The organism is Ramlibacter paludis, from assembly GCF_022012305.1.
Classification (GTDB): domain Bacteria; phylum Pseudomonadota; class Gammaproteobacteria; order Burkholderiales; family Burkholderiaceae_C; genus Ramlibacter; species Ramlibacter paludis.
Genome location: NZ_JAKLTM010000001.1, coordinates 1,180,829 through 1,206,293 on the forward strand (window position 1 = coordinate 1,180,829; position 25,465 = coordinate 1,206,293).

Genomic DNA, 25,465 nt, shown 5'->3' on the forward strand with positions numbered 1-25,465 from the left:
GCGCGCGTCCTGGGTTAAGGTCGCGCGATGCAGACGCGCGCCATCCCCTCCACCGGAGAGCTGCTGCCCGTGATCGGCTGCGGCACCTACATCGGCTTCGACCGCGCGCCCGGCACGCCCGAGTTCGGGCGCCTGCCCGGCGTGCTGGAAGCCCTGTTCGCCGCGGGTGGCAGCGTCGTCGACAGCTCGCCCATGTACGGCAAGGCCGAGGCGGCGGTGGGCGAGTTGCTCGCCGCATCGGGCCAGCGCAGCCGCGCCTTCCTGGCCACCAAGGTCTGGACCACGGGCCGCGCCGCCGGCATCCGGCAGATGGAAGACTCGCTGCGCCTGATGCGGGCCGGCACGCTCGACCTGCTGCAGGTGCACAACCTGGTCGACTGGAAGAACCAGCTGGCGACGCTGCGGCAGTGGAAGGCGGCGGGCCGGGTGCGCTACATCGGCATCAGCCATTACACGGCCGCGCACTATGCGGAAGTGGAGGCCGTGCTGCGGGCGGAGCCGCTCGACTTCCTGCAGATCAACTACTCGATGGAAGACCGCCAGGCCGCCGAGCGCCTGCTGCCGCTGGCCTCCGAGCGCGGCGTGGCCGTGCTGGTCAACATGCCTTTCGGCGGTGGGCGCTTGCTGCGCAGCTTGCGGGGCCAGCCCTTGCCGTCCTGGGCTGGCGGCATCGGTTGCACGACTTGGCCGCAAGTTCTGCTGAAGTTTGCCCTGGCTCACCCGGCCGTGACCTGCGTGATTCCGGGCAGCGGGAATGCGGAGCACATGGCGCAGAACGTGCAGGCGGGGATGGGCAACATCCCGGGCTTGGAGTTTTGGCGGGACAAGGACTGGTGAGGCCGTTCCGCCTTCGCGCGGAAGGTCCATAATCGGGAGCTGGACCAGAGCGGCTCCATTCTCGTGCCAGGAGACCGCGATCGCGGTCTTCCCGTCTGTCATCGCACCAACCCGAGGTGCTGCAATGCAGGCCATCCATCCCCCCCTCGCCAGGCTTCCTGGAACACCATGCAGTCGCCGGTGACGGCAGGCGGCGACGTCGCGACGACGCCATCTTCGCGCCTGGGCGGCGCCGAAGGCACGGGCCTGCAGCTGGCGGCCCCTGCCTTGGCGGCAATGCAAGCGCGTGGCGGAGCGGCAAGGGCGAGAAGCAAGTGGGTCGAGCCGCTCGCGGGGCTCGCAGCCGGCCTGGCCCTGGCCTCCCTCGCCGTGTCTCTCGGTTTCGACGACGCGCTCGCCGCCATGGCGGCTGCCGCGGCGACCGCCCTGGCGCTGCTCGCCGGCATCCGGTTCATCGTGCGCCGCGTGGCGTTTGGTGCTGCCGCCATGGCCGAGGGTCCCGGTGCGGCCGACAGCAGTCGCCTCTCGGGAGGCACGCGCAGCGCCAAGGAGCAGTTCGAGGCCCTGCAGCTGGCCAACGACGAAGGCGACTTGCAGCGGCTTCGCGAATGCCTGATCCCTGCGATGTTCGACGCGGCGCAGGCAGGGTGGCGCACGCGGCGTGGCGCCGTGCAACAGACCCAGGTGTTCGGCCTGGAGGCGCAGGTGGTCGATGCCGCCGATCTGGCGGGCGAGCATGTGGTCAGCGTCCGCTTCACCGGCCGGGTGCGCGGGCAGGCCAGCGAGGTGCCGCAGGACCTGGATGAAACCTGGCACTTCACCAAGCCGCGCGCCAGCCGCAGCGGCTGGATGCTGGCCGGCATCCAGCCGGCGCCGCCGATCTCCTGAGCTGCGTTGCGAAGGGGACGCAGCTACCGGATCAGCGGTTGTAGCCGCGCGCGTCCACGTGCGCCATCACGCGCTGCTCGCCGGCGCGAAGGACCGCCGTCGCATCGCCGAAAGCATCGGGGTTGTCGCGCTGGCGAACGGTGTAGCTGCCGACGTAGGTGCCTGGGCTTTCCTCCCGCAGCTGCAGCCAGTCGACGACGCCCGGCACGCGCACGGCGGCACGCGCGTTGGGCGTGCCTTCGACGCGAAAGTGCACTTCGCGGCCCGGTTCCAGGCGCTCTGCGCGCGGCCACATGGCGAACCTGTTCACCATCGCGCTCGCGGGGGCGGCGCCCATGGCCTGGGCCTGCAGGGCAGCCGGATAGTTGTAGGCAACGACCACCGGGCCCTCACCCCAGCCTGCGCGCAGTTTCATCTGGCGGGTCGGGTCGATGCGGTCGCTGCGACGGATCACATACGAACCCACGTACTCGCCCGGCGAACGCTCGCGCAGGGGGACCTTGATGGCGTCCGACAGTGACAGGGCCGCAAAGCGGGCGCCCGGCGTAGCGCGAACCGAGATGCGCAGCGTGGACCCCGGCCGCAGGCCGGCGTCCGAGTCGACGGTCATTCCATTGATGGTGCCCTGGCGGCTCTGCACCACCCGGTACTGCTGTGCGGCAGCCGGTTGGGCCACCATGGCGACGCCCAGCGGCGCCAGCAGGAACACTGCGGCGGCGACCTTGCCGTGTAGAGTCGATTTCATGAACTGTCTCCTTTGGATGCGATGGAGACAGGCTAAGCGCGGGCGGATGAACGCACGCTGAACGCTGCGTGGCAGGCCGTGTAGGCCGGCGGCCGGAGTCGGTGTCGGTGCAAGTCGACGCTGCCGGTTCACTGCTACTCGTCGTCTGGCGGCACGCCTGTCAGCCGTGCAATTGCGTCAGGCTTGAGCGGCCGCGGGAACGGCTTATTTCCTGGCGGCGATCAATTCGATCGCCGCCTTGCTGAACGCCGGAATGTCCGCCGGCTTCCTGCTCGTCACCCAGTTCCCATCCTTCACCACTTCCTCGTCCACCCACTGCGCGCCCGCGTTGCGCAGGTCGTCCTGCAGCGAGGGCCAGCTGGTCATCTTGCGGCCTTTCACCAGGCCGGCAGAGATCAGCAGCCAGGGTGCATGGCAGATCGCCGCGATCGGCTTGCCGGCCTTCTGCATGGCCTGCACGAACTCCTGCGCATGCTGGCTGTTGCGCAGCTTGTCGGCGTTCATCACGCCGCCGGGCAGCAACACCGCGTCGAAGTCGTCCGGCTTGGCCTGCGCGAGAGTCAGGCCGACATCGAACTTGTCGGCCGGCTTGTCGTGGTGGAAGCCCTGCACCTGGCCGGGGTTCATCGCGACGATGGTGGTGGTGGCGCCGGCGGCCTGCAGCGCATCGCGCGGGCCGGTCAGCTCGACCTGCTCGAAGCCGTCGGTGGTGAGGATGGCGACCTTGCGGCCGGAAAGGGTTTGCTGCTGCTGCTGGGCCATGAACCGTTACTCCTTGGCGTAACGGTAGCACCGGCACGCGCCGCTGTGTTGACTAGGTGCTCGCCGCGTCGCGAACGCCGGCGGCCACTGCCTGCCGGTATCCGCTCGGCGTATCGCCCACATGCCGCGTGAAGAAGCGCGTGAAGTACGCCGGGTCCTCGTAGCCCAGCTCGCGCGCCACCTCGGCCACCGGCATCGGCGTGTAGGCCAGCAGGCGCCGCGCCTCCAGCATACGCCGGCCGTTCAGCAAGTCGAGCGCGGACTCGCCCGTGACCTTGCGGCAGATGCGGCTGAGGTGATCGGCGGTGACGTCCAGCGCCTGCGCATAGAAGGCCAGTGCCTGCGGACTGCGGTAATGCGCTTCCAGCAACGCGCGATAGCGCCGCACCAGCGTGTCGGGCAGCGCTTGCGCACGGCCACTTGCCTCCTGCTCGCCGCGGCAGCGCAGGAACGCGACCGCCAGCAGCGTGGCGTGGGCCAGCAAGGCCTGCACGCGGCCGGGTGCATGCGACTGGAACTCGCGGCCGAGCGTGGCGAAGGTGCGCGCGCATTCGCGGTCGGCGCCGGCCAGCTCGGCGCCGCTGCGCACGAAGGACGTGCCAAGCGCCGACTGCGCCAGGCTGTTGGCGCCCAGCAGCTGGCGCAGCGTGGCCGTCGGCAGGGTGACCTGGTGGCCGACCACGTCGCGTGTGTAGGTGAAGCCATGCACCGAGCCGGGCGCCAGCATCAGCAAGGCCGGCGCTTCCGCCTCGAAGGACTGGCCGTCGATGGCACCGCGCACCGCGCCGCGCTCGAGCAGCTGGAACTGGTGCAGCGCTTCGTGGCGGTGGGCCGGAATCGTCCAGTCCATCTCCTCGCCGCGCACGGCCACCTGTTCGTAGTGCAGGCAGTCGTCGGGCTGGTCGTGCCGGACTTCCGTGAAGGGAACCAGCAGCAGGGGCGAAGCGGCCTGTTTCATGGACCGCATTGTCACCCGATGCCGGAAAAGTGCAGCACCCGGCACGTTTCCTCCATTTCCCGCCGGCAGCGGGCGGGCCATGATCCAGCCATTACAGGAGACAAGCGATGGACAGGAGACAACTGCTGCAGGCCGGCGCCGGCCTGGCCGCCCTCGGCGCCTTAGGCGGCGCGCGCGCCCAATTGCCGGGCAACGCCTTCTTCATTTCCGGCTTCCCGGCCGGCGGCATGGGCGACTACGTCGCGCGTCCGCTCACGGAGAAGCTGCGCGGCAAGTACGCGAGCAACGTGCTGGTGGAAGCCAAGCCGGGCGCCGGCGGCCGCATCGCGGTGGAGTACGTCAAGCGCGCCAATCCCGACGGCCTGACCATCCTGCAGATCCCCAGCTCGCCGATGGTGCTGTACCCCAGCATCTACAAGAAGCTGAACTACGACCCCTTCGCCGATTTCATCCCGGTGACCACGATGGTGAGCTACGCCTTCGTCTTCACCGCGGGCCCCGGCCTGCCGGCGGAGATCAAGACCGTGGCCGACTACGTGAAGTGGGCCAAGGCCAATCCCAAGCTGGCCAACTACGGCATTCCCGCCGCCGGTTCGGCGCTGCACTTCGCCGGGATGATGCTCAAGCAGTCCGCCGGCATCGACCTCAACGCGGTCGCCTACCGCGGCGGCGCGCCGCTGCTGCAGGACGTGCTGGGCGGCCAGGTGCCCGTGAGCTTCAACGTGCTGGGCGAAGTGCTGCCGCACGTGCGCTCGGGCAAGCTGCGCGCGCTGGCCGTCACCACGCCGCAGCGCTCGGGCTTCCTGCCCGAGGTGCCGACGATGGTGGAGCAGGGCTACAAGGACATCGCGATGATGGAGTACCTGAGCCTGTTCCTGCCGGCGAAGACGCCGCAGGACACGGTGCGCAGCCTCAACCGGTTCGTGCGCGAAGGCCTGTCGCAGCAGGACCTGATCGACAGCCTTGCCACCAACGGACTGCAGCCGGTGCACCAGTCGCCCGAGGAGTTCGCCAGGATGCTGCGCGAGGACGCGACCCGCTGGGCGGCCATCGCCAAGGCGACCGGCTTCACCGCGGAGGAGTAGCCCTTGATGTATTTGACCGGCGCGCAGGCTTTGGTGCGCGTCCTGGCGGGGGAGTCCGTCCAATTCGCTTTCGGCATCGTCGGCGGCAAGCTGTCGCCGCTGCTGCATGCGATCGCGCAGGAGCCGCGCATGCGCTTCGTGGGCGTGCGGCACGAAGCCGCCGGTCCCATGATGGCCGCCGCGGTGAATGCGGGCTCCGGCCGCATGGCGGTGGCGCTGGGCGAGATGGGGCCGGGCGGTCTCAACATGGCGTCCGGCCTGGGCGTGGCCTTCAACAACAACCTGCCGCTGCTGGCGATTACTTCCAACCAGCATCGCGCCGCGGCCTATCCGCACAGCGGCATGTTCATGGACCTGGACACCTGCGCGGTGACCAAGCCGATCACCAAATGGAATTGCACGGTCCATGACGGGCGTCGCATGCCGGAGCTGGTGCGGCGCGCCTTCCGCGAAGCGTTGAGCGGGCGGCCGGGCCCGGTGCACCTGGACATCCCGCAGGACGTGCTCTCCGGCACCTGCACATTCGCCGACGACGAATTCGACTTGCTGCCGCAGCACTATCGCGCCGTGTCCGGTTCGCGGCCTGCCGCAGACGCAGTGGCTGCGGCGCTCGAACTGCTGCGTGCGGCGAAGCGTCCCCTGGTGGTGGCCGGCGGCGGCGTGGTGGCGGCCGGCGCCGCGCCGCTGGTGCGCGAACTCGCGCAGCGTTTGAACGCACCGGCCTTGCCGACGCAGATGGCGCTGGGCGTGATCCCGACCGCCAGCCCGCACTTCATCGGCCACGGCGGCCTGATCGCGGGCGAGGCGGTGAAGCAGGCCTTCGAGCAGGCCGACGTCATCGTCAGCATCGGCTGCCGCCATTCGTCGTGGATGTGGGACGAGCGCGGCCCGTACGCGCGGCGCAAGCACCGCGTGATCAGCATCAACACCGATCCGGCAGCGCTCGGCGCGCCCGTGGCGCACGAAGTGGCGATGCTGGCCGATGCGAAGCTGGCGCTGGCCGACCTGCTGGCCGCATTGGGCGCGTCGCCGGAACTGTCTGTCGAAGACGGCTGGCTGGACCGCATCCGCGCCGTGCGCGCGCGCTACGACGCCAAGCTGGCGATCATGGCCGGCGACCGCGAAGAGACCATGCACCCGGCAGCGCTGGCGCAGGCGATCGCATCTGCCTTGCCGAAGGACGCGCTGGCGGTCTACGACGGCGGCCACACCACCTTTTGGAGCAACGACCTCACGCCGGCGCACGAGGTGCGCACGCGCTTCCACGAGCCCGGCATGAGCCACCTGGGCTTCGGCCTGCCGTACGCATTGGCATTGCAACTGCAGCAGCCCGGCAAGGCGGTGGTCAACATCACCGGCGACGGCTCCTTCGGCTTCACGCTGAACGAGCTCGACACGGCACGGCGGCACAAGCTGCCGGTGGTCAACATCATCCACAACAACGCGGCCTGGGGCATCATCCGCGCCGGCCAGCGCATGGCGCTCGATTTCGAGATGGGCACCGCGCTGGAAGACACCGACTACGCCGCCATCGCGCGCGGCTTCGGCTGCCACGGCGAAGTGGTCACGCGCGCCGACGACGTGGCCCCCGCGCTCGAGCGTGCGCTCGCCTCGGGACTGCCCGCGGTGCTGGACTGCCGCACCAAGTTCCTGCCCCATCCCGCCATGCCGCTCTTCGGCAGCATGAACCGCTACGGCTTCGACGCGCTCACGCGTCCCACCCCTCGCAAGGAGAACACCATGAACGACATCCGCATGCTGATCGGCGGCGAACAGACCGCTTCCGCCAGCGGCAAGACCTTCGAGCGGCGCAACCCGCTCGATGGCAGCGTGGCGACGCGCGCGCCGGCCGCCACCGCGCAGGATGCGCTGACGGCGGTGGAGGCCGCGGCCAAGGCCTTCCCCGCCTGGTCCGCGATGGGCCCGGGCGAGCGCCGCGGCCTGCTGCTGAAGGCGTCCGCCGCGCTGGAAGCGCTGACGCCCAGGTTCGTCGCCGCGATGGCTGCCGAGACCGGTGCCGCCGCGCCCTGGGCCGGCTTCAACGCGCACCTGGCCGCGGGCATGCTGCAGGAAGCCGCGTCGCTCACCACGCAGATCGGCGGCGAAGTGATCCCGTCCGACGTGCCGGGTTCGCTGGCGATGGGCCTGCGCGTTCCGGCCGGCGTGGTGCTGGGCATCGCGCCCTGGAACGCCCCGGTGATCCTGGGCGTGCGCGCCATCGCCACACCGCTCGCCTGCGGCAACACCGTGGTGCTCAAGGGCTCCGAGCTGTGCCCCGCCACGCACGGCCTGATCGTGCAGGCGCTGCAGGACGCGGGCCTGCCGGCCGGCGTGGTCAACTTCGTCACCAACGCCCCGGCCGATGCGGCCGAAGTGGTGGAGGCGATGGTGGCGCATCCGGCCGTCAAGCGCGTCAACTTCACCGGCTCCACCAAGGTCGGCAAGATCATCGCGCAGACCTGCGCCAAGTACCTGAAGCCGGTGGTGCTGGAACTCGGTGGCAAGGCGCCCATGGTGGTGCTGGACGACGCCGACCTCGATGCCGCCGTCAACGGCGCGATCTTCGGCGCCTTCGCCAACTCCGGCCAGATCTGCATGTCGACCGAACGCATCGTGGTCGACGAGAAAGTGGCCGACACCTTCGTTGCCAAGCTCGCCGCGCGCGCCGTCGGCCTGCCGCTGGGCGATCCGCGCAAGGGGCCGGTGGTGCTCGGCTCGGTGGTCGACATGGGAACGGTGGAACGCTGCAACGCGCTGATCGACGACGCTCTCGCCAAGGGCGCCAAGCTGGTGTGCGGCGGCAAGTCGGAGAACACCTTGATGCCGGCCACCGTGCTGGACCACGTGACTTCCGCGATGCGCATCTACCACGAGGAAAGCTTTGGTCCCGTCAAGCCCGTGGTGCGGGTGCAAGGCGTCGAGGCGGCGGTGGAATGCGCCAACGACAACCCTTATGGCCTCTCGGCGGCCGTGTTCGGCCGCGACATCGCGCGGGCGATGGGCGTCGCGCGCCGCATCGAGTCCGGCATCTGCCACGTCAACGGGCCCACGGTGCACGACGAGGCGCAGATGCCTTTCGGCGGCGTCAAGGACTCCGGCTACGGCCGCTTCGGCGGCAAGGCCGGCATCGAGGCCTTCACCGAATTGCGCTGGATTACGATCCAGACGACCCCGCGTCACTATCCCTTCTGAACATGTCCATCACTCTTTCCCAAGCCAACCGGATCATCTCCGCCGCCCTCGCCAAGTCCAAGGAGTCCGGCTACCAGCCCATGGGGATCGCGGTGCTCGATGCCGCCGGCAACCTGAAGGCCTTTGCCAGCGAGGACGGCGCGAGCATGTTCCGCTTCGACATCGCGCGTGCCAAGGCCTGGGGGGCGGTGGGCATGGGCGTGTCGAGCCGCGTGCTGGGCGAGCGCGCGAAGGGCAACCCGAACTTCTTCGTGTCGCTCGCCGCCACGGCGGAAGGCAAGTTCCTGCCCCAGACCGGTGCGGTGGTGATCAAGGACGCCGCCGGCAACCTGATCGGGGCGGTCGGTGCCAGCGGCGGCACCGGCGATGAGGATGAGGCCATCTGCATGGCCGGCGTGCAGGCCGCGGGGCTGGTTTCGGGCTGAACCGAAATTCGCGGTGGCGGGGCCCAGCGAAGGGGCTCCAGCAGGTATCCTCGACCCAGATACCCCAGACCCGGCCCTGGAGCAGCCGATACGCCATGCGCCCCATCCCTTCCGCTCCGTCTTCCGGTGCCGCGCGCATCATCGCCGCCACGTGCGTCGTGGCCCTGCTGTACGTCGGACGCGAAGTGCTGGCGCCGCTGGCGCTGGCCGGCGTCCTCAGCCTCGTGCTGGCCCCGCTCAAGCGCCGGCTGGCCCGCAAGGGGCTCGGGCATGCCGCGGGCGCGGCGATTTCCGTCCTGCTGGCCACCGCGGGCATCGTCCTGGCGGGCCTCTTCCTCACCTCGCAGTTCGTCGACGTGGCGAGCGACATGCCGCAGTACAGGCAGGCGGTCCGCAGCAAGCTGCAACGGGCGCGCGACGTGATCATCCGGCCGCTGGAAAGGATCCGCTCGGACATCGGCGAGGTGGTTCCGGAAGCGCAGGCGCCGCGCCTGCCGAACGCCCGCGCCGGCGCCGCAGTTATCGCGCCGGGAACGGAAGCCTCGTTGTCGCGCAGCGACGCCACCGCCGCGTTCCTGTCGTCCCTGTGGAGCCCGCTGTCCAAGGCCGGGATGGTGCTGGTGCTGCTGGTCTTCATCCTGCTGGGCCACGAAACCATCCGGGAGCGCGTGATCCGGCTTGCCGGGGAAGCCGAGGTCGGCGGAACCATCCAGGCCATCGAGGACGCCGCCCAGGGCGTCTCGCGCTACCTGTTCTCGCAGTTCGTCGTGAACACCACCTTCGGCGTGGTGCTGGGGCTGGCCTTGTGGATCGTCGGCATCCCCAATCCCGCGCTGTGGGGCGCGTTGGGTGCGCTGTCGAGGTTCGTGCCGTACGTGGGCGCGCTCGGCGCCGGGGTCGCGATCGCCGGCTTCGCCGCAGCGGTCGATCCCGGCTGGTCGCTGATGTTCTGGAGCATCGGCTGCTTCCTCGTCCTGTCGGGCGTGGTGGCGCACTTCGTGGAACCGCAGGTGTACGGGCACACGGCGGGGCTCGCGCCGCTGGGCGTGGTGCTCTCCGCGATCTTCTGGGGCTCGGTGTGGGGACCGCTGGGCCTGCTGCTGTCCACGCCGATGACGCTGTGCCTCGTGGTGGCGGGGCGCTACATCCGCGCCCTGGAGCCGATCACCGTCGTCTTCGGCGAGACTCCGGGCCTGTCGGAGGGCTTGCGCCTGTACCAGCAGGCCTTGTCGGGCGACCCGCAGAACATCGTGACGGCAGGGCGCCCGTACCTGCGGCGCAGCAACTTCGCGCGCTATTGCGACCAGGTCGTGCTGCCGGCGCTCGCGCTGGCCTCGGCGGACGCGCGGCAGGCGCGCATCGGCAAGGAGCAGCAGGAGCGCGTGCGCACCAGCATCCGCCAGGCGGCCGAGGCGCTGGCCCGCACCTCGAACGCGGTCGACGCGAGCCGCAGGCGCCGCTCCTCCTCGCTGCTGGATGCCGACATCGGCGCCCACCTGCGGCAGATGCGCGAGACACGCCTGAGCGTCTGGCCGGGCTCGCGCGCAGAGCTGGACTCGTCGCTGGTGCTCTGCGCCGGGCTCGGCAACGACCGCGACGAGCTGATGGGCGAACTGCTCGCCCAGGCGCTGCGTGACGAGGGCATCGAGTCCAAGAGCATCTCGGTGGACGCCGGCTGGGACTATGGCGGCAGCCCGCCCGGCCTGACCGCGGGCAGCGGCTCCGCGCTCGTTTCCACGGTGGTGCTCGCCTATCCGCTGAAGGAGGACCACGCCGCGTGGCAGTCGGCCTCGCTCAAGGTGCGCGACGCCTACCCTTACGCGATGGTGTTGACGGTGAAGCCGCCGTACCAGGAAGGCCTGACCGACGAGATGCTGGTGCGCGGCCCGGTCGATCTGGTCGTGCGTTCGTATTCCGAGGTGGTGGCGTTCGTGCTGGCCCTGCGCGAGCCGGCGTCCTAGGGCCCGCGTCTCAGGAGGAGCGCGACAGGTTGGTCTTGCGTCCCGAGCCGCCCACCGGGCCGAACGGGACCTTGCGTGCCTTGCCGAAATTCCCGCTGCCACTGTGCAGCTTGTGGGCCGCGGCCCGAGCCCGGGCTTCGGCCTCCGGGCGCACCGTAGGTGTGCGCGGGTCCTTTGGCTGGTCGGCGGGTGCCGATTTTTTTCCGTGCGGCATGGGTCGGGCTCCTGGCTATCGTCCCATGATCGGCTTCCATCCACCGTACGACGTCGGAAGGGAGCGCATCATCCCGATAGACTGGTGCCCATGATCCTGCCCTCCGATCTCGCCGCCGGCGTGCGCGTCCTGGCCTTCGACATCTTCGGCACCGTCGTCGACTGGCACGGCAGCATCGTGCGCGAGATGGCCGCGCTCCACCCTGGCGTGGACGGCAGCGCTTTCGCGCTGGCCTGGCGTGAAGGTTACAAGCCGGCGATGGCGCGCGTGATGCGGGGGGAGCTGGGATGGACGCGCATCGACGAGCTGCACCGGATGATCCTGGACGACATCCTCCCGCGTTTCGGCCTCGCAGCGCTCGACGAGGCGCAGCGCGTGCACCTCAACCGCGTGTGGCACCGGCTGGATGCGTGGCCCGACAGCGTCGAGGGACTGGCGCGCCTGAAGCGCCGCTTCACCATCTGCTCGCTGTCCAACGGCAACATCGGGCTGCTGACCGACATGGCCAAGCGTGCCGGCCTGCCCTGGGACTGCATTCTCTCCGCCGAAGTGTTCCGTGCCTACAAGCCGGACCCGGCGGCCTACCTGGGCGTCGCGCGCGTCTTCGACCTGCGGCCCGAAGAGGTGATGCTCGTGGCCGCGCACCATGACGACCTGGAAGGTGCCCGGGCCTGCGGCCTGCGCACCGCGTACATCGAGCGCCCGCTCGAATTCGGCGCGGCGCATCCGAAGGACGTGTCACCGCGGCCGGGCAACGATCTCCATTGCACGAACCTGCTGGCGCTGGCGGACCTGTTGGCGCCTGGGCCGGCGTGAACGGCCGGCCAGGGCGCGCGACCCGTCAGGCCAGCGCTTGCTGGAACGTGGCCAGCATCCTCGCCCAGGCCCGTTCCGACTGCGCGGCGTCGTAGACCTGCGAGTCCGGCGGGCACCAGCCGTGGGCGGCCGGGTAGACCTCGACCTCCGACGGCAGCTTGGCGGTGGCCAGCGCTTCGCGCAGCATGACCTTGGCCTGAGGATCCTTCTGATCGTCGTTCTCCGCCACGGCGATGAGGTAGCTCGCCTTCGTCTGGGCGACCAGCCGGTGCGGGCTGTCGGGCGCCGGGGTCACCATGGCGGCGCCGTGGAAGGTGCCGACGGCGCCGACGCGACCCGGCGCGGCGACGGCGGTGCGCACGGCGATCGGCCCGCCCATGCAGTAGCCGGTGGTGCCGATCTTGCGTGCCTTGTCCACTTCGGGCTGGGCATCGAGCCAGGCGACGAAGGCCTTGCCGTCGCTCAGGTGCATGGCGGGCGTGAGCGCCTGCATCAGCGGCATCACTTCGGCGATGGGCGTCTTGCCGCCCTGCGGCGCGGTCGGCGCCTTCTTCTGCCGGTAGAACGGGTTCACCACCAGCACGCTGTAGCCCGACTCGGCGAGGCGGCGCCCCATCTGCCGGAAGGCGGGGCGCAGGCCGAAGATGTCGGGCCACACCAGCACGGCGGGCGCCGCACCGGCAGTCGGCGCGACGAAGTAGGCGTCACAAGTTCCGTCGGGGGTAGTGATCGTTACTTCACGCTCGGCCACGGCCACCGCGTTGGCCACGCTGGGGAGAGCCGTCAGCAAGGCTGCGGATGCTGTCCACGCGGCGAAATCGCGGCGGGTGTACTTCTTGAGTTCTTCCTGGTCGTTCACGTCGCACATGTCGGGGGGCTCCTTGAAGATCGGGTGCGTAGTATGTCTGCTTCGGGGCAGGGATCACGTAATTACATCCAGATCGATCAGCCGGCTGCGGTCACCCAGGCGATCCTTGACGTACTTGACCTGCTGCGCTGGCGCTAAGTTCGCAAGCGTGCCTGCAGAAGATCGTGGCCCGCCCGTGTGAGTTGCACCCACTCGGTTCCGTACGCGTCACGGTGGCGGGCCAACAGCCCTCGCGCGTTTGCTTCCTCCCAAATGGGAAGGCGCGGGCACGACGTCTTCCACGCGTCCATCACTTCCGTGTACCTGCGCCCCCGTCCGATCCACTCGACGAGGTCGGCGACCAGGGGTTCGATGGTGTCTGCCATGGTGCGCTCCTTCGGCGCACACCTTACGCCTTCTGGAAGCACCTGTTTGCAGGGTCTGCTTCCGGCCAGGTCCACGGCTGGTGAGCCCTTCATAATCAAGGCCTGCCCCCGCCTGTTCGAGATGCCTACCTTTCGTCATGGATAAATTCTTCCTGCAACAGCAGGTGGTGCAACGGCTCGCCGAAGACCTGCTGCAAGCCGAACAGGCAGTGCGGGCGGCCCATGAAACGGCGACTCATGAAGAGAACATCGCCGAAAACAAGTACGACACGTTGGGACTCGAAGCCGCCTACCTGGTCACCGGCCAGGTTCGGCGCGCCGAAGCGATCCGCCAGGCATTGGCCCATTGGCGGCAATTCCGCCCGCGTCCCTACGACGCCAGAAAAGGGATACAGCTCGGCGCGCTGGTCTGCCTGGTCGATGCCGACGACAAGCAGCAACACGTCTTTCTCGGCCCGGATGGGGGCAGCATGAAGTTGGTCAGCGGCACCCAGCTCGTTCAGGTCATCAGCAGCGTAGCCCCTTTGGGCATCGCCCTGTTGGGCAAATGCGAGGGTGATGAGGTATCGCTACAGGGCGCTCCAAACCGACAGCAGTTTGAGGTGTTGCGGGTTCTATAGGCCGTCAACGACTCCTGAGGGTCGGGTGCGGACGCGGCAGATGCCCCATATTGCCGTGCTCACTGCGCAAGCGAGACACGCGATCCGTCTGCAGGGATCAAAGGCAGCAGGGCATGCCGCTCGCACGATCTGCGAACGACGTGCCGGCTTGAACAGGCGGTAGACCTCAATTGCTGGCGTGGGGATTGAAGTCAATTGGAGAGCCGGAGGAGCGTGCGCTCACCCTTGACTTCCGGACACAGCTGTGCGCGACCGCCGGTGCTGGCGCGCTGACCAACGCCTGTGCTACTGCGCGAGCGAGCTGCTCTACTTCACGGCGAGGGGAGTGGCAATGGCAATCTTCTGGCCGTACCGCAGAGTGGTCCTGGTCGCGGCCCTGTCTGCCGCCGCCTGGGCGGCGCAGGCGCAGGACGCGAGGGCGCAGGCTCGAACCGGAGCCGTCGCGGACGGCGTGTCGGCGGCCGTCGGCATAGCCGTCGGTGTCCCGATCAACCCGCTGCTGCCCCTCCTTGGCCTGGGATTCAAGGCAGTGACCTTGCAGCATGCCGAGAGCCTGCCGGAGACCGAGCGCCCGCTAGCGTATGCGATGGCCGCCGCCGGCTGGCAAGGCAGCGCCGCCGGCACCTCCTGCGCCGCTGCGTCGGTCCTCTCGGGAGGCTCGTTCCTGCCGGCCTGCCTCGTGGTCGGGGCGGCTTGGGGGTGGAAGACCTGGGACGAGAGCGAGCGCGAGCGGCTCGATGCCGACCGCTGCGCCGTGCTGCGTGAATTCACCGGCAAGCCGAAGCTGCCCTGCGCCCGCTTCAAGGGGCGGATCGAGCGGACGGCGGCCCCACCCGCGCGGAGCATGATTACTGCGCAGGGGCTGGTCGCGCCGTGAGGCGTTTGGCTACTTTGGGTGGCAGGCAGCCATCACGCTGCTACTGCGCCGGTGGCTCCGTTCAGGCCAATGCGCTGTCGGTGGATGGATCATCGGCGTGGCGAAGACGGGCGGCAGCAGCGGGTGCTTGAAGCGGCCACAGCGACCGTCATACGGCACTCCCCGGGTTTTGGCGCGCGACGGCCTCTCTGGCCGTAAACAATTTTTAACTGCCAGCCGCGGCGCTGCGTGAAGTTGTTGATGTCTTGGGCAAGTGGCGTGAAGGTGTCTATCAGCCGTCCGCACTCTGCGCCGTCGTACTTCTTGCGGGTGCGCACAAGTTCCTCTGGCACGAAGGCAGCGGGGCCAGCAACAGATTAACATCCGTGCTCTCAACATCCCTCGCAACGGCAGTGAAATGCGCAAGCACGTTCCTGTCAGCAGATGCCTCCTGCATGCGTTTGACGAGCCTCTTCCACTCCGCCATCTGCTTGGGATTTAGAACCACCTTTGCAGTGGCCTCGACCACGCGAAGCTTCGCGCCGAAGGGAATCCTGCGCGTAGTAGATCGCCCCCACTCGCTTCAGGTCCGCGCCCTTTTCGAAGAGACCAAAGAAGAACGTGAACAGGGCCGCCTCCACGTGCTGCCATACGAGGAGTGCCATCGCATAGGAACGGAAGAACTCGTTCGGCTCCATTCAGCCTACCAGTCGTTCCAGAGATCAATGATGGCGTTCTTAAAAGCGGCATAGTTCGCGGTCGACCAACTGGTCGGATACCCGTCGCGCAGCAGGTAATACTGTTCGTTGGCTGTTATCCAGTTCGCGTTGTCCGCAGTGCCATGCATCCACTGCAGAACCTTCAGATACGACGCGCTGTAACTCGTACCGAAACAATCAAGAGGTGCGTTGTACAACAGGCCCTCAATAAAGTACGAGGGCGCGACACCGTCTTGGATGACCCCGTCGTTCACCAGCTTGGCGCGGGCATTCTTGAACACTCGCACCATCGGCTTCAGCCATTCTCCGGACGCTTGATGTCGCGCGGTCATGTTGTCGCCATGCTGCTTAGGGTAGTTTGCGATGCGCGTGCCCGCTTTGTCGTAAAAGCAGATGCCTTCGACGTAGTTCTGGTCATTGACGCCGTTGAACCTGAAGTAGCGGCGGAATTGGATTGCGGCGATCACATCCGCAGGTCGCCTTGCCGTTGACGGAGGCACGTAGATGGCCTTGTTTCCGGCGTTCACCTGGTCGCCGTACTCGTTCCTCAGGACTGTTAGTACATCTCTCTTGAAGTTCACGTGCGTGTACGTGGCGTCATTGTGAGCCGCGCGCCACGCGTTCTTTTCGGCCTCACTAAGCTCGGTCAGATCACTTTGAAAGCAGTCGCTGAGCGCAATGACGATGTCAACGTCGCTTTCGCCAATGATGTTGGTGTGATTGCCGTAGGAGCCTTGCAGGAACACGGAATAATTCTTGCCGAGATAGGGCGCTACAGAATCTTTCAGAGTCTCCTTGACCAGATTGTACGTTTGGCTAGAGCCAGCGATGCTGCCGATCTTCGACCATGTCTTCAGTTGATCTTCTGGGATCGCCATTGCCCCTCCTTCAGCTCAGCATCTGTGAAAGCACCGTCTCGCGGGACGCGAAGGAGTCCCTGCCTCGCTGACGAATCAAGTCCAGCTTGGCCAAGTCACTTTCGAGAAAGTCAGTTGCAAGTGCGGGCTCATCGAACATGTCACTGATCCGAACAGTCTGCACGTCGCTGAACAATAGCGAGCGCAATTGCTCCATCGACTTTGTGTTGACCTCGAGAATTTTTGGAGTGAGCTCGATGGTGGGGATGACCAGCCCGATGGCCCAGACGTGCGGCTTGGCTCGTTTCGCCGGGAACTCTCCGACACCCACGTTGACGACCCGGAGGTTTCGCCTGTCGCTGCCTATCGCGTGAGCGGCGTCCGCGATCGCATAAAGCGTGGGGTTGTTCGCGCAGAACCCCCCGTCGAACAGTTCTATCTCCTCGCCCTGGTCCGTGACGACCGTTGTGCGATTGAAAAACGGGTACGCGGAGCAGGACGCCTGCACGGCCTTGGCTAACGAAACTCCGAAGCCAGGGCGGAAGGAGCCTTTTCGTCCGAAAGCCTGCGCAGGGTCGCCTTTAAAGATCATTGGCAGTTCGGTCATCCACTTAGTGGCGACTATGCCAACGCGCGTCTTCATGTCAGCGAACGTGTACTTTCCGAATACTTCATCGGCAAGCGCCGCGAGGGCTGCCGACTTCTTGTCTCGGGTCCACGCGCCCATGATTGCCGGGACGTGCTGTTTGTACAGAGTGTGTATCTGGTCAACTGACTGGCCCAGTGCGAGCAAAGTACCAATGATGGACCCTGTACTGGTGCCGTAAATCAGGTCGAATCGATCGCACAATCTACATCCGACCATGGCTTCCAGTTCATGGAGGACGCCCAGGGTGTAGAAGCCTTTGGAGCCACCACCATCTAACGTAAGGACCCGAAGACCTCCATCCGAATTGGGCACATTTTCTCCAGATTTCGCCATCGTGTGGCATAGGCTAAAGCAAAAACGCGCGTATGCCTAACGTCGCAAACTGCGCGCTTGACTAGCGATTGGCGGCTCCGCTTGAGAATTACCGCGGTGGTGCGGTGCTGTGCCGTGCGATACCCGGCGAACTATAGGCCACGCATCATCGAAGAGGTCTGAGCGCCGCAATCTCCACAGAATTCTCAAAGCTCAATTGAGAAGGTGGCCTGCAGGCTCCATGGAAAACTCAAGGCAGCAAATAACTTGGGTCCATGTTCTCGTCCGGGACAAAGGGATCGAACTCTATGTATACCTGGCCTTGCTGCTGCACTTGTGACTCAATTCGCGCGAGCGCCGCATTGGCGCGATCACACTGTGCCAAGTCCAGGTAGAAGCGACGTTCGTCCAACCAATTCCTACTCTCGTGATAATCGTCGATTGTCGCGCGTTCCAGTGTCTGAAGTTGCCTCTCCACCGCACTTCGGCTGATCCGAAGGCGCAACGGGGGAATGATGTCCATTGACCCATCGTCCGACACAACAATAGCAAGTCTTTTGGGAGTTGGTGAGCTTATGTACCGGACGCCAGAGTTGTACCTCGACCCACGGGAAGGGGTACACAGTGAGTTGGCGTTGCCGTCCAAAATGACGCCAACCGCAAAGCAATTCCCCCATGGATCAATCAGAATCGATCCGTCGATGCCGCTGACGCAATGAAACAAAGCTGTCGTAAGGGGCACGGTCTCTATGGCGGTACCTTGTCCTAGAAGCCGCTCGGCCTCAAAGGCTGCGTCTTCGGCAATGACGATCATGCTGCCCCGGCCGATTCGCGCCGCTTCAAGTAGGAGCTTCCACAGGTGCGAATGGGCTTCAACTGCAGCGGGAAACATTCGCTGAAGGTTGTCGAAGAACAATGCCTTGTCAACCAAGTCTTTCGGAACCCTTGGGTTGCCGAAGTCGCTTCTTATCAGACCCCGTCCTGCAAACCGCAACTCCCAATGAAACTGATCCAGGAAGTGCACCGCAAACGTTACCTGGACGCCCGGCAAGCCACCCGCCTTCGGTGTCCCTAAACCATAAATCTTCTCTGCATCGGCAACCAGGAATAGATCCGAAGTTGTCATCTGCAGCAGCTTTCTCGCCCATCGAAGCTCTCGTAGGTCAACTGGAGACCGTAGTCGGACAGCGTAATCAACACTGTCTTGAGTCGGATCGACAAGAAGTAGTACTCCGCTGCTCGCCTTCCGTTCATATGACAATGCAGAAAGCGTGTTGATGCTCTCGAATAAGGTACCGAAGAACGGCGTACTGCAGACCGCATTTGCAATTGTCTGCATGAAATCATGCGCAGCCAATCTCGCCGCCTCTGGCCCGCTACGTTGGTACCTGAAGGAAGAAGCCGGCTCCTCTTTTGCGAGTTCCTCGCTGGCGTCATCGAGCGCCTGTTGCATGGCGGCTTCGATCAGACTACGCGGGCCACGACGGAACCAGCGATCGTGTCCGTCGAATTGCTTGAACGGAGGAAAGTCCAAGAAAATGACTTGTGGCAGCTCGACCACCGGGACTACGTAAAAGGCGCCCACTGAGCGTGCGGGACCCGCAAACGAGCGAACTTGGTTTGTCCCGTCATGAGCGGTTAAGGCACTTTGAATGGTATGTTGAACCAACTGACAGGCTAGCAGCTCACTCCCTCGCCCGTTGTCGTCGTCTACTTTAGAGTTCTTATTGAGCGCTTGGGTAGCCGCAACAGCTTCTAACGTCAAGCGAGCGTCAGTGAACATTTCATTCGGCCGACCACTCATTTCCGGCTCGACGAGTATCGACCGCCGAGCCCCGGGGCCTCTACTTATCCCCACCAAAAATGCCTCAACGCGGTGCTCAATTCCCAGCGCAAAAAGCACGTCCTCTGCCCGTCTTTCCAAGGCGTTCCGGAACACCTCCTGTGCGGCCCAAATAGATGGCTTCACGAGATCGGGCATATGGAAAGCTCAGCTAGCTGCCGCCGAAGGTCCTCTACGGCGGAGAGCAAGTCTACTTCGCAAAGTCCTTTTCAAGCAAATTTGTTAGGCGCCGGCCGGCTTAACGCAAGTCTGATGTGATTGCTTAATAAAACTGAAATTCGCGACCATCGGAGGCGACTTAAATGGACCTTGGGAGCCTTACCCGAAGGAGCACTCTAATGCAGCACGTACAGCGCTCTCTGATCCTCCGGTGTCCATGACGACAAGAGCCAGTCGTCGCTAAGCGCAGGCGCGAATTGTCTGGCACCGGGTGCTCTCACGCCTCACGCAGCGAGGGCACCTTCACCTTAGACCTCTCAAGTAAGCAGAACTTTGTCCGCGATCCGAGGGATTGCGCTCGTGGTCTGACTACGCCGACCACAGAAGACTTCGCAGCTAAGGATAGACTCGAATCATCCTCGGTCGGCGCCCGGCGATGTGCAGACGGAGCCACAAGAAGTGCCCGACGCCCCAGTCGAAGTGGTCTTCCTCGGCGAAAGTAAGGCGATGTGTGGAGTGCGAGTCCAGTTTCACGTCTTCTGAGTCGAAGTCGGCACTATGTATTTCGTTCCGCCTCATGAATGGCCAGCGACTGGTCCCATCTAGGAGCTCCCAGTGAGCGAGGATGAAAGGCCGCGTACCGAGGTTCCTGATCTGGATCTGGTTCCCGATCTCTTTACTGCCACTGAACTTGTAGCTTATGTCTACCTGGAATCGGTCTCGCCACAGCTCCCAAAGCTTTACGGCTGCCAAGAGCGTTGAGAGACCTGCGCCCCACATGGCAAGGAAGGAGGAATCGATGGGTATCACGACCCGAGAGCATACCGGGCTAGATGATCAGCACTAGCACCCGGACCGCGGGCCCCCCGAGGTGGACGAGGAAGGCCTTGGCACCTCGAACGCATTGACCGTTGGACGTCTGCCTTCGATCCCTCGCTCGCGTCGTGCTATTGACGTCGGGGTGCTCAATGACTGCACTAGAGCCTAGTCTTTGAACTCGGCGCCCATCGACGACCGACCGCCATCGCTGCAAAGCAGTCGTTCTTGCCGCCCGCCGGGACCAGTAGCCAAAGGACGTTCCCCCCCACTCACGACCGAGCAAAAGTCCGCTCCCGGCCCGGCGCACAGAGTCAACTTCCTACAAGCTCATCCTGGTTTCGATTCTTAGAATCTTTGTTTGCAATCAGAAAGGAATGCGCATGAAGATTCTCATGGTGCTGACTTCCCACGACCGGCTGGGCGACACCGGCAAGAAAACGGGCTTCTGGCTCGAAGAGCTGGCCGCGCCGTATTACGTCTTCAAGGACGCGGGCGCCGACATCACGCTCGCATCCCCCAAGGGCGGCCAGGCTCCGATCGATCCGAAGAGCGACGAGCCCGGAGCCCAGACCGACGCTACCCGCCGGTTTCGCGCCGACAAGGAAGCCATGCAAGCCCTGGCCACGACGAAGCAGCTGGCGTCCGTGCGTGGCGAGGAGTTCGACGCGGTGTTCTATCCCGGCGGGCACGGCCCGCTGTGGGACCTCGCGCAGAGCGTCGACTCCCAGGCCTTGATCGAATCGACGATCGCTTCGGGCAAGCCCGTCGCGGCGGTCTGTCATGCACCGGGCGTGCTGCGCGATGTGAAGGCATCCGATGGAACGCCGTTGGTGAAGGGCAAGGAGGTGACGGGCTTCACCAACACCGAGGAGGATGCGGCTGGCTTGACCCAGGTGGTTCCGTTCCTGGTCGAGGACATGCTGAAATCCGCGGGCGGCAACTACAGCAAGGGTGCCGATTGGCAGTCGCATGTGGTGACGGATGGGTTGCTCGTCACGGGGCAGAATCCGGCGTCGTCGGCGGCCGCGGCCAAGGCGTTGCTGCAGCTGCTGGCATAGCGCCGCGCTCGGGACCCGCACCTGCCCGGAGCGCGCCGTCACCTACCCCACGAAACAAGCGGCGCCTCCCCCACGAACCGGTTCCCAGCGGCCTCCTCCAGCATCCACCGTCCCAGCGACTCGTACGCCACCGGCCACCAGGAGTTGAGCGAGCCGCCCCAGTCGACGCACGCCACGGGCGGTTCCTGCCTGCCGCGCGCGCCGGTCGCGGCGCGCACGAGCGTCCAGCGCAGGGACGAGAAGGTTCCTTGTCTCAGCGCGTCGACGACGGCCTGCTGTTCGCGCGCGCCGCGCCCCATCGTCCCGGGGAAGGATCCGAAGAAGCGCATGGCGCGGCTTGCGGCCTGACCCGGGCGGGCGGCCAGCAAGGTGTTCACGAGCACGATGCGGTCCACGCCGGAGAGCAGCATGGCGTCTTCCACGGCGTCCATGTTCGCCGAGAGCAGGGCCGAGCGGTCCTGCGAGGTCGCCGTCACGCCGGTGGCCGTCAGCACCGCATCCACGCCGAACAGCGCGTCGGCCAGCGCGTCCGCATCGGCGAGCGACGGGACCACGGCGACGCGCGAGCCGGCCGGCACCGCAGTCACGCGTTCCGGCCGGGAACGCACGATGGCGGTGAAGCGCACGCCCAGCGCGCGGCACACGCCGAGGATGCCCTGGCCGAGGCCGCCCGCGGCCCCGACGACGGCCACGTGCCTTGGAAGGTGCGCAGAGTGCGGCTTCACCGGCACTTTTCCTCCGCCGCGCGCGGGCATACACTCGCTCGCGGAGACACGCGCGCATGGACCAGCCGACCGCAAGCCACTACCGGGGCGACTTCGTCGCCTGGCAGGGCGTGTGCGGCTTCCTCGGCGCCGGCCGCGGTCCGGCGCCCGCTCCGCATTCGCACTACGCGATCCAGCTGGTGATCGGCATCCCCTCCGGCTTGCGCGTGCAGTTCGGGCGGCATGGCGAATGGCAGTCCTGCGCCGCGGCGCTCGTCCCCTCGAAGGCGACGCACACCATCGACGTCAACGCCTGCGAGATGAGCGCGGTGCTCTTCGTCGAGCCCGAGACACCGCAAGGCCGCGCGCTGGCCGCACGGCTGCAGGGGCGGCTGGAGTTGCTGGATGCCGATGCGGTGGCGCCGGCGGGCCGTCGCCTGCACGAGGCCTGGCGCGAGCAGGCGAACTACGACGCGGTGCGCGCCGTCTGCCAGCAGCTGGTCCGCGACCTCTCCGGCACGGTGCACCGCGAACCCACGGATGCCCGCGTGCTCGCCGCCATCGAGTACATCCGCCAGCGGGTGGACCAGCCCGTTTCGCTGCCGGAAGTGGCGAGCGCTGCGCACCTGTCGCCGGAGCGCTTCCGCCATCTCTTCGTCGAGGAAACGGGGATGCCCTTGCGCACCTACCTCGTCTGGCGCCGGCTGCTGCACGTCTGGACGCTCCTCATGGCGGGCGAGACGCTCTCCGGCGCAGCGCATGGGGCGGGCTTCGCCGACTCCGCGCACCTGTCGCGGACGGCGCGCACCATGTTCGGCCTGCCGCCTTCGGTGCTGCGCATGAGCGGCCCCTTGAGCGAAAGCGTGCGCGCCCATCAGGTGGCCTGAACGGCGGTGGCGGCGAGGGCCGCTGCACCCAGGTACAGGCCGAGCCCGAACACGCCGTGGTTCGCCAGCGCGCGCATGCGGTTGCGCCAGGGCGTGGCCGTCTTCGCGGCGGCGAAGCCGGCGCCCATCGCGGGCTGCATGACGAACAGCGGCATCACGACGGTCGCGAGCCCGAAGGCCAGGGCCGGCAGCACCGCCGGCTGCGCGAGCCAGCGCGCTCCCGCGAACGCGACGAGCAGCACGGCGTAGGCGATGCCGACCGCGTAATGGGTCAGCCAGCCCAGTGCGTGCTCGAAGCGGACGGCCGGCGCCTGCGCGACCGACGCGTGGGCGAAACGCCCGTGCCGCATGGCGGCGACCCAGCGGCCGACCAGCCGCCAGTCGGTGGTGGGGACGCCAAGGCGCGCAAGGGCCAGCAGCCACAGGTCCATCACCGCGGTGGCGGCGATGCCGATGGCAACGGCGGCGACCAGGACTTGGATGGCATCCATGGCGAGTTCGCCGGACGGCATCAGGCGCAGTTGCAGGCAGCGCACGCGCAAGGCGCAGCGCACGTGCAGCCGGCTTGCGTCTCGGGGCGGGCCGCCGCGCATTGCGGGCCGCAGTCCACGCACGTGCAGGAAGCGCAGCCGCAAGCACAGGCGGCGCATTGCGCCCAGTCGTCGTTGGTGGCCAGGGCGGCGGGGGTCGGGAAGGAAGTCATTGCGAATCTCCAGGGTGGGTTGGGAAGATTCGAATTCTTCGCTCTCCACGCCTGGCGGACTTGAAGGAAGCGGCTGGAGTCGCGGCCGTTTCGTTCAAGCCGCGGCGCCCGGCGCGGGCAGCTGCAGTTCTCAGCCTCTCACTCGATCTTCGACTTCGCCTCGGGCGGTTCCGCCAATTTCGATTTGGCATCGTCTGCGGCTTGCTTGCCGTCCCCGATGTGGCGATCCAGGAAATTCAGAACCGCAGTGAGGTAGCGGGCCTCGTCGCGGACCCAGAAGAAGCCGTGGCCCACTTTCTCCATCGGCATCCATTCGACCGACTTGCCCTGGGCCTTCAGCGCCTTGACCATGTTTTTGCTCTGCGACGAGAAGACGCGCGTGTCCTCCTCACCGTGCGCGATCAGCAAGGGGACTTGAACCTGCGCGGCATGCCTGACCGGCGACACCTCATCGAGTTCGCGGCGTGCTTGCGCGGCATCCCCGATGTGCGCGCGCATCAACTCGCGCGACGCGGCCGTCGAGTCGTCGAAGATGCTGTGGCCGAGCATCTCGCCCAGGTCACTCACGCCGGCAAAGCTGATGCCGCATTTGTACAGCCCCGGGGTCTTGATCACGCCCCACAAGGCCGCGTATCCGCCATAGCTTGCGCCCGAGATGCAGATGCGCTGGGGGTCGCTCACCTTCCCTGTGACCAGGTAATCGACGCCGTCCGTGATGTCGTCCTGCATGGCCCGGCCCCATTGCCGATAGCCCGCTTCCTCGAAGCGGCGCCCGAACCCCGCCGAGCCGCGGAACTGCGGCTGGAAGACCGCGTAGCCGCGGCTTGCAAGCAATTGCACCTCGTCGTTCCACATCCAGCGATCTCGCAGCTGCGGCCCGCCGTGGATCAGCACCACGGTGGGCGCCGGTTTGTCGCCGGCTTGCGCGGGCCGCGTGAGGTAACCCTGGACGATCATTCCGTCGCGCGCCTTGTAGCTCACGGTCTCCATCGGACGCATTCGCTTCGGATCGATGTTCGGCCGCGCCGCTCCGAGCTCGCGCATTTTTGAGGTCTTGGTATCGAGCAAATACCAGTGACCCGGGTCGACGTCCCCGTAGGACATGATCAGGACGAGTCCGTTCTTGTCGCCTTCCAGCACATTGATGCGGCCGGGAAGCGCCGCGTCCACGGAGGCTTGAAGCGCAGCCCATCGTTGTTCGAACCACGTGATTTGCGGCTTGATGCCCGCGGTCACCACCTTGTCGAAGTTCGGCTGGTCGAGCCCCGTCACGCCGACGATGTCTTCGGTCGGGTGGCCGGCCATCACCTCGACATGCTGGCGCTTGGCGGCGTCATAGCGAAACACGGCGTAGGTATCGCGTCCGTGACGCGAGTAGACCGCCAACGTGTCAGGCTCGGGAAGGACCCGCATCGGGACCCAGTAGTCGCCGGTGACCGGGGTTTCCTCGAGCAATTGCCACGGCGCGTCTTCGCTGGTCCGATACCAGTTGCTGACCTCCGTCTTCTCGGCCCAGAAGGCCGTGTCCATCGTCGTCACTGCGCGCAACGCGCCCGACGCGTCGAATGCCCACGACAGCAACTTGCCAGGCAGCGAGAGGCGGTACTTGCGGCGCTCGCCGGTGCGCGCGTTCACGGCGTCGATGTCACCGTCCTCGACGTCGCGGTAGGCCAGCACCCAGTCGGACGACGCCCCTTTCTCAAGCATGCGCCGGATGAACCGTTCGCCGAGGGCGGCCACGCGCTTGCCGGTGAGATCGACGGAGACCGACTCGTTGTTGGAATAGTCGACGGCAAGCAGATCGTTGCCGATCCAATGCACGGCCACCGGCCAAACGCCGTAGAGGTAGCTCGAATCGCGTTGCCATCGCGCCAGCGCGACTGGGCGCGACGTGCTCAGTTCCAGCAGGAACGCCGCCGTCTGCGCACCTGCCTGTCCGATCCCGGCCACCCATTTGCCGTCCGGCGAGAGCGTCATCGAGGAAATCCGCGGCGGCACGAGAAAATCGTTGAGCGGGATCGGGGTGGTTTGCGACCAGGTCGGCTGGGACCAGGCAAGGAACACCGTGATGAAGGCAAGGTGCGCCCAGCGGGCGAGCGCCTTCCCTGATGCGTGAACTGCGGGCATCGTCGTCCTCTCCGTCTTCTCCGTTTTCCCGGATTA

General features: G+C 66.4%; 23 protein-coding genes and 1 pseudogene. 12 read left to right on the forward strand and 12 right to left on the reverse strand.

Going from position 1 to position 25,465, the window contains the following annotated elements; all coding sequences use genetic code 11:
• Positions 1-27: 27 nt before the first annotated feature.
• Together LZ009_RS06090 and LZ009_RS06095 are read left to right on the forward strand one after the other, a co-directional pair.
• Entirely contained in the window at positions 28-837 is an 810-nt protein-coding gene (locus LZ009_RS06090) for an aldo/keto reductase (RefSeq protein ID WP_275696973.1), read from the forward strand.
• 168 nt (positions 838-1,005) lie between these two features.
• Positions 1,006-1,725 (forward strand): Tim44 domain-containing protein, encoded by a 720-nt coding sequence (locus tag LZ009_RS06095; RefSeq protein ID WP_275696974.1) that lies wholly within the window; start codon positions 1,006-1,008, stop codon positions 1,723-1,725.
• A gap of 31 nt (positions 1,726-1,756) precedes the next feature.
• On the opposite strand, the gene LZ009_RS06100 is transcribed toward LZ009_RS06095, so the two are convergent.
• From LZ009_RS06100 to LZ009_RS06110, 3 genes are all read right to left on the reverse strand, one after another.
• A complete protein-coding gene (locus LZ009_RS06100) occupies positions 1,757-2,470 on the reverse strand; it encodes a hypothetical protein (protein WP_275696975.1) in 714 nt (237 codons plus the stop codon).
• Between the two features lie 204 nt (positions 2,471-2,674).
• Complete coding sequence (locus LZ009_RS06105; protein ID WP_275696976.1) at positions 2,675-3,232, reverse strand: type 1 glutamine amidotransferase domain-containing protein; 558 nt, start codon at positions 3,230-3,232, stop codon at positions 2,675-2,677.
• Between the two features lie 52 nt (positions 3,233-3,284).
• A complete protein-coding gene (locus LZ009_RS06110) occupies positions 3,285-4,190 on the reverse strand; it encodes a helix-turn-helix domain-containing protein (protein WP_275696977.1) in 906 nt (301 codons plus the stop codon).
• A gap of 107 nt (positions 4,191-4,297) precedes the next feature.
• On the opposite strand from LZ009_RS06110, the gene LZ009_RS06115 reads away from it, so the two are divergent.
• From LZ009_RS06115 to LZ009_RS06135, 5 genes and pseudogenes are all read left to right on the forward strand, one after another.
• Positions 4,298-5,275 (forward strand): Bug family tripartite tricarboxylate transporter substrate binding protein, encoded by a 978-nt coding sequence (locus LZ009_RS06115; RefSeq protein ID WP_275696978.1) that lies wholly within the window; start codon positions 4,298-4,300, stop codon positions 5,273-5,275.
• A 6-nt stretch (positions 5,276-5,281) separates the two neighbouring features.
• Positions 5,282-6,901: pseudogene (locus tag LZ009_RS06120) on the forward strand (thiamine pyrophosphate-binding protein); the annotation flags it as partial.
• A 114-nt stretch (positions 6,902-7,015) separates the two neighbouring features.
• On the forward strand, positions 7,016-8,467 hold the full coding sequence (locus LZ009_RS06125; RefSeq protein WP_275697125.1) for an aldehyde dehydrogenase: 1,452 nt from the start codon (positions 7,016-7,018) through the stop codon (positions 8,465-8,467).
• Between the two features lie 2 nt (positions 8,468-8,469).
• Positions 8,470-8,892, forward strand: coding sequence for a GlcG/HbpS family heme-binding protein (locus LZ009_RS06130; protein ID WP_275696979.1), 423 nt, complete (start codon positions 8,470-8,472; stop codon positions 8,890-8,892).
• A 95-nt stretch (positions 8,893-8,987) separates the two neighbouring features.
• Positions 8,988-10,853 (forward strand): AI-2E family transporter, encoded by a 1,866-nt coding sequence (locus LZ009_RS06135; protein ID WP_275696980.1) that lies wholly within the window; start codon positions 8,988-8,990, stop codon positions 10,851-10,853.
• Positions 10,854-10,863: 10 nt separating this feature from the next.
• On the opposite strand, the gene LZ009_RS06140 is transcribed toward LZ009_RS06135, so the two are convergent.
• Entirely contained in the window at positions 10,864-11,067 is a 204-nt protein-coding gene (locus LZ009_RS06140) for a hypothetical protein (RefSeq protein ID WP_275696981.1), read from the reverse strand.
• Between the two features lie 90 nt (positions 11,068-11,157).
• Between LZ009_RS06140 and LZ009_RS06145 the strand changes: the two genes are divergently transcribed.
• Positions 11,158-11,883 carry a haloacid dehalogenase type II gene (locus tag LZ009_RS06145; RefSeq protein WP_275696982.1) on the forward strand — a complete coding sequence of 242 codons (726 nt, stop codon included), beginning with the start codon at positions 11,158-11,160 and terminating at the stop codon, positions 11,881-11,883.
• A gap of 25 nt (positions 11,884-11,908) precedes the next feature.
• On the opposite strand, the gene LZ009_RS06150 is transcribed toward LZ009_RS06145, so the two are convergent.
• Complete coding sequence (locus LZ009_RS06150; protein WP_275696983.1) at positions 11,909-12,751, reverse strand: dienelactone hydrolase family protein; 843 nt, start codon at positions 12,749-12,751, stop codon at positions 11,909-11,911.
• A gap of 502 nt (positions 12,752-13,253) precedes the next feature.
• On the opposite strand from LZ009_RS06150, the gene LZ009_RS06155 reads away from it, so the two are divergent.
• Together LZ009_RS06155 and LZ009_RS06160 are read left to right on the forward strand one after the other, a co-directional pair.
• Positions 13,254-13,736, forward strand: a complete 483-nt coding sequence (locus tag LZ009_RS06155; RefSeq protein ID WP_275696984.1) for a GreA/GreB family elongation factor — start codon at positions 13,254-13,256, stop codon at positions 13,734-13,736.
• Positions 13,737-14,067: 331 nt separating this feature from the next.
• Positions 14,068-14,613, forward strand: a complete 546-nt coding sequence (locus LZ009_RS06160) for a hypothetical protein (protein WP_275696985.1) — start codon at positions 14,068-14,070, stop codon at positions 14,611-14,613.
• Between the two features lie 416 nt (positions 14,614-15,029).
• Here LZ009_RS06160 and LZ009_RS06165 read toward each other — a convergent pair whose 3' ends face one another.
• The 4 genes from LZ009_RS06165 to LZ009_RS06180 form a co-directional block, all read right to left on the reverse strand.
• A complete protein-coding gene (locus tag LZ009_RS06165; RefSeq protein ID WP_275696986.1) occupies positions 15,030-15,290 on the reverse strand; it encodes a hypothetical protein in 261 nt (86 codons plus the stop codon).
• A gap of 5 nt (positions 15,291-15,295) precedes the next feature.
• Positions 15,296-16,189 (reverse strand): anti-phage nucleotidyltransferase, encoded by an 894-nt coding sequence (locus LZ009_RS06170; protein ID WP_275696987.1) that lies wholly within the window; start codon positions 16,187-16,189, stop codon positions 15,296-15,298.
• Positions 16,190-16,199: 10 nt separating this feature from the next.
• Complete coding sequence (locus tag LZ009_RS06175; protein ID WP_275696988.1) at positions 16,200-17,150, reverse strand: anti-phage phospholipase; 951 nt, start codon at positions 17,148-17,150, stop codon at positions 16,200-16,202.
• Between the two features lie 229 nt (positions 17,151-17,379).
• Entirely contained in the window at positions 17,380-19,110 is a 1,731-nt protein-coding gene (locus LZ009_RS06180) for an anti-phage protein (RefSeq protein ID WP_275696989.1), read from the reverse strand.
• A 1,220-nt stretch (positions 19,111-20,330) separates the two neighbouring features.
• Between LZ009_RS06180 and LZ009_RS06185 the strand changes: the two genes are divergently transcribed.
• Positions 20,331-21,008, forward strand: coding sequence for a type 1 glutamine amidotransferase domain-containing protein (locus tag LZ009_RS06185; protein WP_275696990.1), 678 nt, complete (start codon positions 20,331-20,333; stop codon positions 21,006-21,008).
• A gap of 38 nt (positions 21,009-21,046) precedes the next feature.
• Here LZ009_RS06185 and LZ009_RS06190 read toward each other — a convergent pair whose 3' ends face one another.
• Complete coding sequence (locus tag LZ009_RS06190) at positions 21,047-21,733, reverse strand: NAD(P)H-binding protein (RefSeq protein ID WP_275696991.1); 687 nt, start codon at positions 21,731-21,733, stop codon at positions 21,047-21,049.
• Between the two features lie 56 nt (positions 21,734-21,789).
• Between LZ009_RS06190 and LZ009_RS06195 the strand changes: the two genes are divergently transcribed.
• Entirely contained in the window at positions 21,790-22,599 is an 810-nt protein-coding gene (locus tag LZ009_RS06195; RefSeq protein ID WP_275696992.1) for a helix-turn-helix domain-containing protein, read from the forward strand.
• Here the strand turns inward: LZ009_RS06195 and LZ009_RS06200 are convergent.
• Positions 22,587-23,090 (reverse strand): DUF2938 family protein, encoded by a 504-nt coding sequence (locus LZ009_RS06200; protein ID WP_275697126.1) that lies wholly within the window; start codon positions 23,088-23,090, stop codon positions 22,587-22,589. The genes LZ009_RS06195 and LZ009_RS06200 overlap by 13 nt on opposite strands.
• 350 nt (positions 23,091-23,440) lie before the next feature.
• The gene (locus tag LZ009_RS06205; RefSeq protein WP_275696993.1) at positions 23,441-25,429 is read right to left on the reverse strand and encodes an alpha/beta hydrolase family protein; all 1,989 of its coding nucleotides are present in this window, start codon (positions 25,427-25,429) and stop codon (positions 23,441-23,443) included.
• Between the last annotated feature and the right edge of the window lie 36 nt (positions 25,430-25,465).

Bases quoted from the DNA above. Each gene is read 5' to 3' on its own strand.
- LZ009_RS06145 (WP_275696982.1), top strand. From the start codon at position 11,158: ATGATCCTGCCCTCCGATCTCGCCGCCGGCGTGCGCGTCCTGGCCTTC.
- LZ009_RS06155 (WP_275696984.1), top strand. From the start codon at position 13,254: ATGGATAAATTCTTCCTGCAACAGCAGGTGGTGCAACGGCTCGCCGAA.
- LZ009_RS06135 (WP_275696980.1), top strand. From the start codon at position 8,988: ATGCGCCCCATCCCTTCCGCTCCGTCTTCCGGTGCCGCGCGCATCATC.
- LZ009_RS06090 (WP_275696973.1), top strand. From the start codon at position 28: ATGCAGACGCGCGCCATCCCCTCCACCGGAGAGCTGCTGCCCGTGATC.
- LZ009_RS06195 (WP_275696992.1), top strand. From the start codon at position 21,790: ATGGACCAGCCGACCGCAAGCCACTACCGGGGCGACTTCGTCGCCTGG.
- LZ009_RS06105 (WP_275696976.1), bottom strand. From the start codon at position 3,232: ATGGCCCAGCAGCAGCAGCAAACCCTTTCCGGCCGCAAGGTCGCCATC.
- LZ009_RS06100 (WP_275696975.1), bottom strand. From the start codon at position 2,470: ATGAAATCGACTCTACACGGCAAGGTCGCCGCCGCAGTGTTCCTGCTG.
- LZ009_RS06115 (WP_275696978.1), top strand. From the start codon at position 4,298: ATGGACAGGAGACAACTGCTGCAGGCCGGCGCCGGCCTGGCCGCCCTC.
- LZ009_RS06140 (WP_275696981.1), bottom strand. From the start codon at position 11,067: ATGCCGCACGGAAAAAAATCGGCACCCGCCGACCAGCCAAAGGACCCG.
- LZ009_RS06205 (WP_275696993.1), bottom strand. From the start codon at position 25,429: ATGCCCGCAGTTCACGCATCAGGGAAGGCGCTCGCCCGCTGGGCGCAC.
- LZ009_RS06185 (WP_275696990.1), top strand. From the start codon at position 20,331: ATGAAGATTCTCATGGTGCTGACTTCCCACGACCGGCTGGGCGACACC.
- LZ009_RS06160 (WP_275696985.1), top strand. From the start codon at position 14,068: ATGGCAATCTTCTGGCCGTACCGCAGAGTGGTCCTGGTCGCGGCCCTG.
- LZ009_RS06165 (WP_275696986.1), bottom strand. From the start codon at position 15,290: ATGGAGCCGAACGAGTTCTTCCGTTCCTATGCGATGGCACTCCTCGTA.
- LZ009_RS06175 (WP_275696988.1), bottom strand. From the start codon at position 17,150: ATGGCGAAATCTGGAGAAAATGTGCCCAATTCGGATGGAGGTCTTCGG.
- LZ009_RS06180 (WP_275696989.1), bottom strand. From the start codon at position 19,110: ATGCCCGATCTCGTGAAGCCATCTATTTGGGCCGCACAGGAGGTGTTC.
- LZ009_RS06125 (WP_275697125.1), top strand. From the start codon at position 7,016: ATGAACGACATCCGCATGCTGATCGGCGGCGAACAGACCGCTTCCGCC.
- LZ009_RS06110 (WP_275696977.1), bottom strand. From the start codon at position 4,190: ATGAAACAGGCCGCTTCGCCCCTGCTGCTGGTTCCCTTCACGGAAGTC.
- LZ009_RS06130 (WP_275696979.1), top strand. From the start codon at position 8,470: ATGTCCATCACTCTTTCCCAAGCCAACCGGATCATCTCCGCCGCCCTC.
- LZ009_RS06095 (WP_275696974.1), top strand. From the start codon at position 1,006: ATGCAGTCGCCGGTGACGGCAGGCGGCGACGTCGCGACGACGCCATCT.
- LZ009_RS06150 (WP_275696983.1), bottom strand. From the start codon at position 12,751: ATGTGCGACGTGAACGACCAGGAAGAACTCAAGAAGTACACCCGCCGC.
- LZ009_RS06170 (WP_275696987.1), bottom strand. From the start codon at position 16,189: ATGGCGATCCCAGAAGATCAACTGAAGACATGGTCGAAGATCGGCAGC.
- LZ009_RS06200 (WP_275697126.1), bottom strand. From the start codon at position 23,090: ATGGATGCCATCCAAGTCCTGGTCGCCGCCGTTGCCATCGGCATCGCC.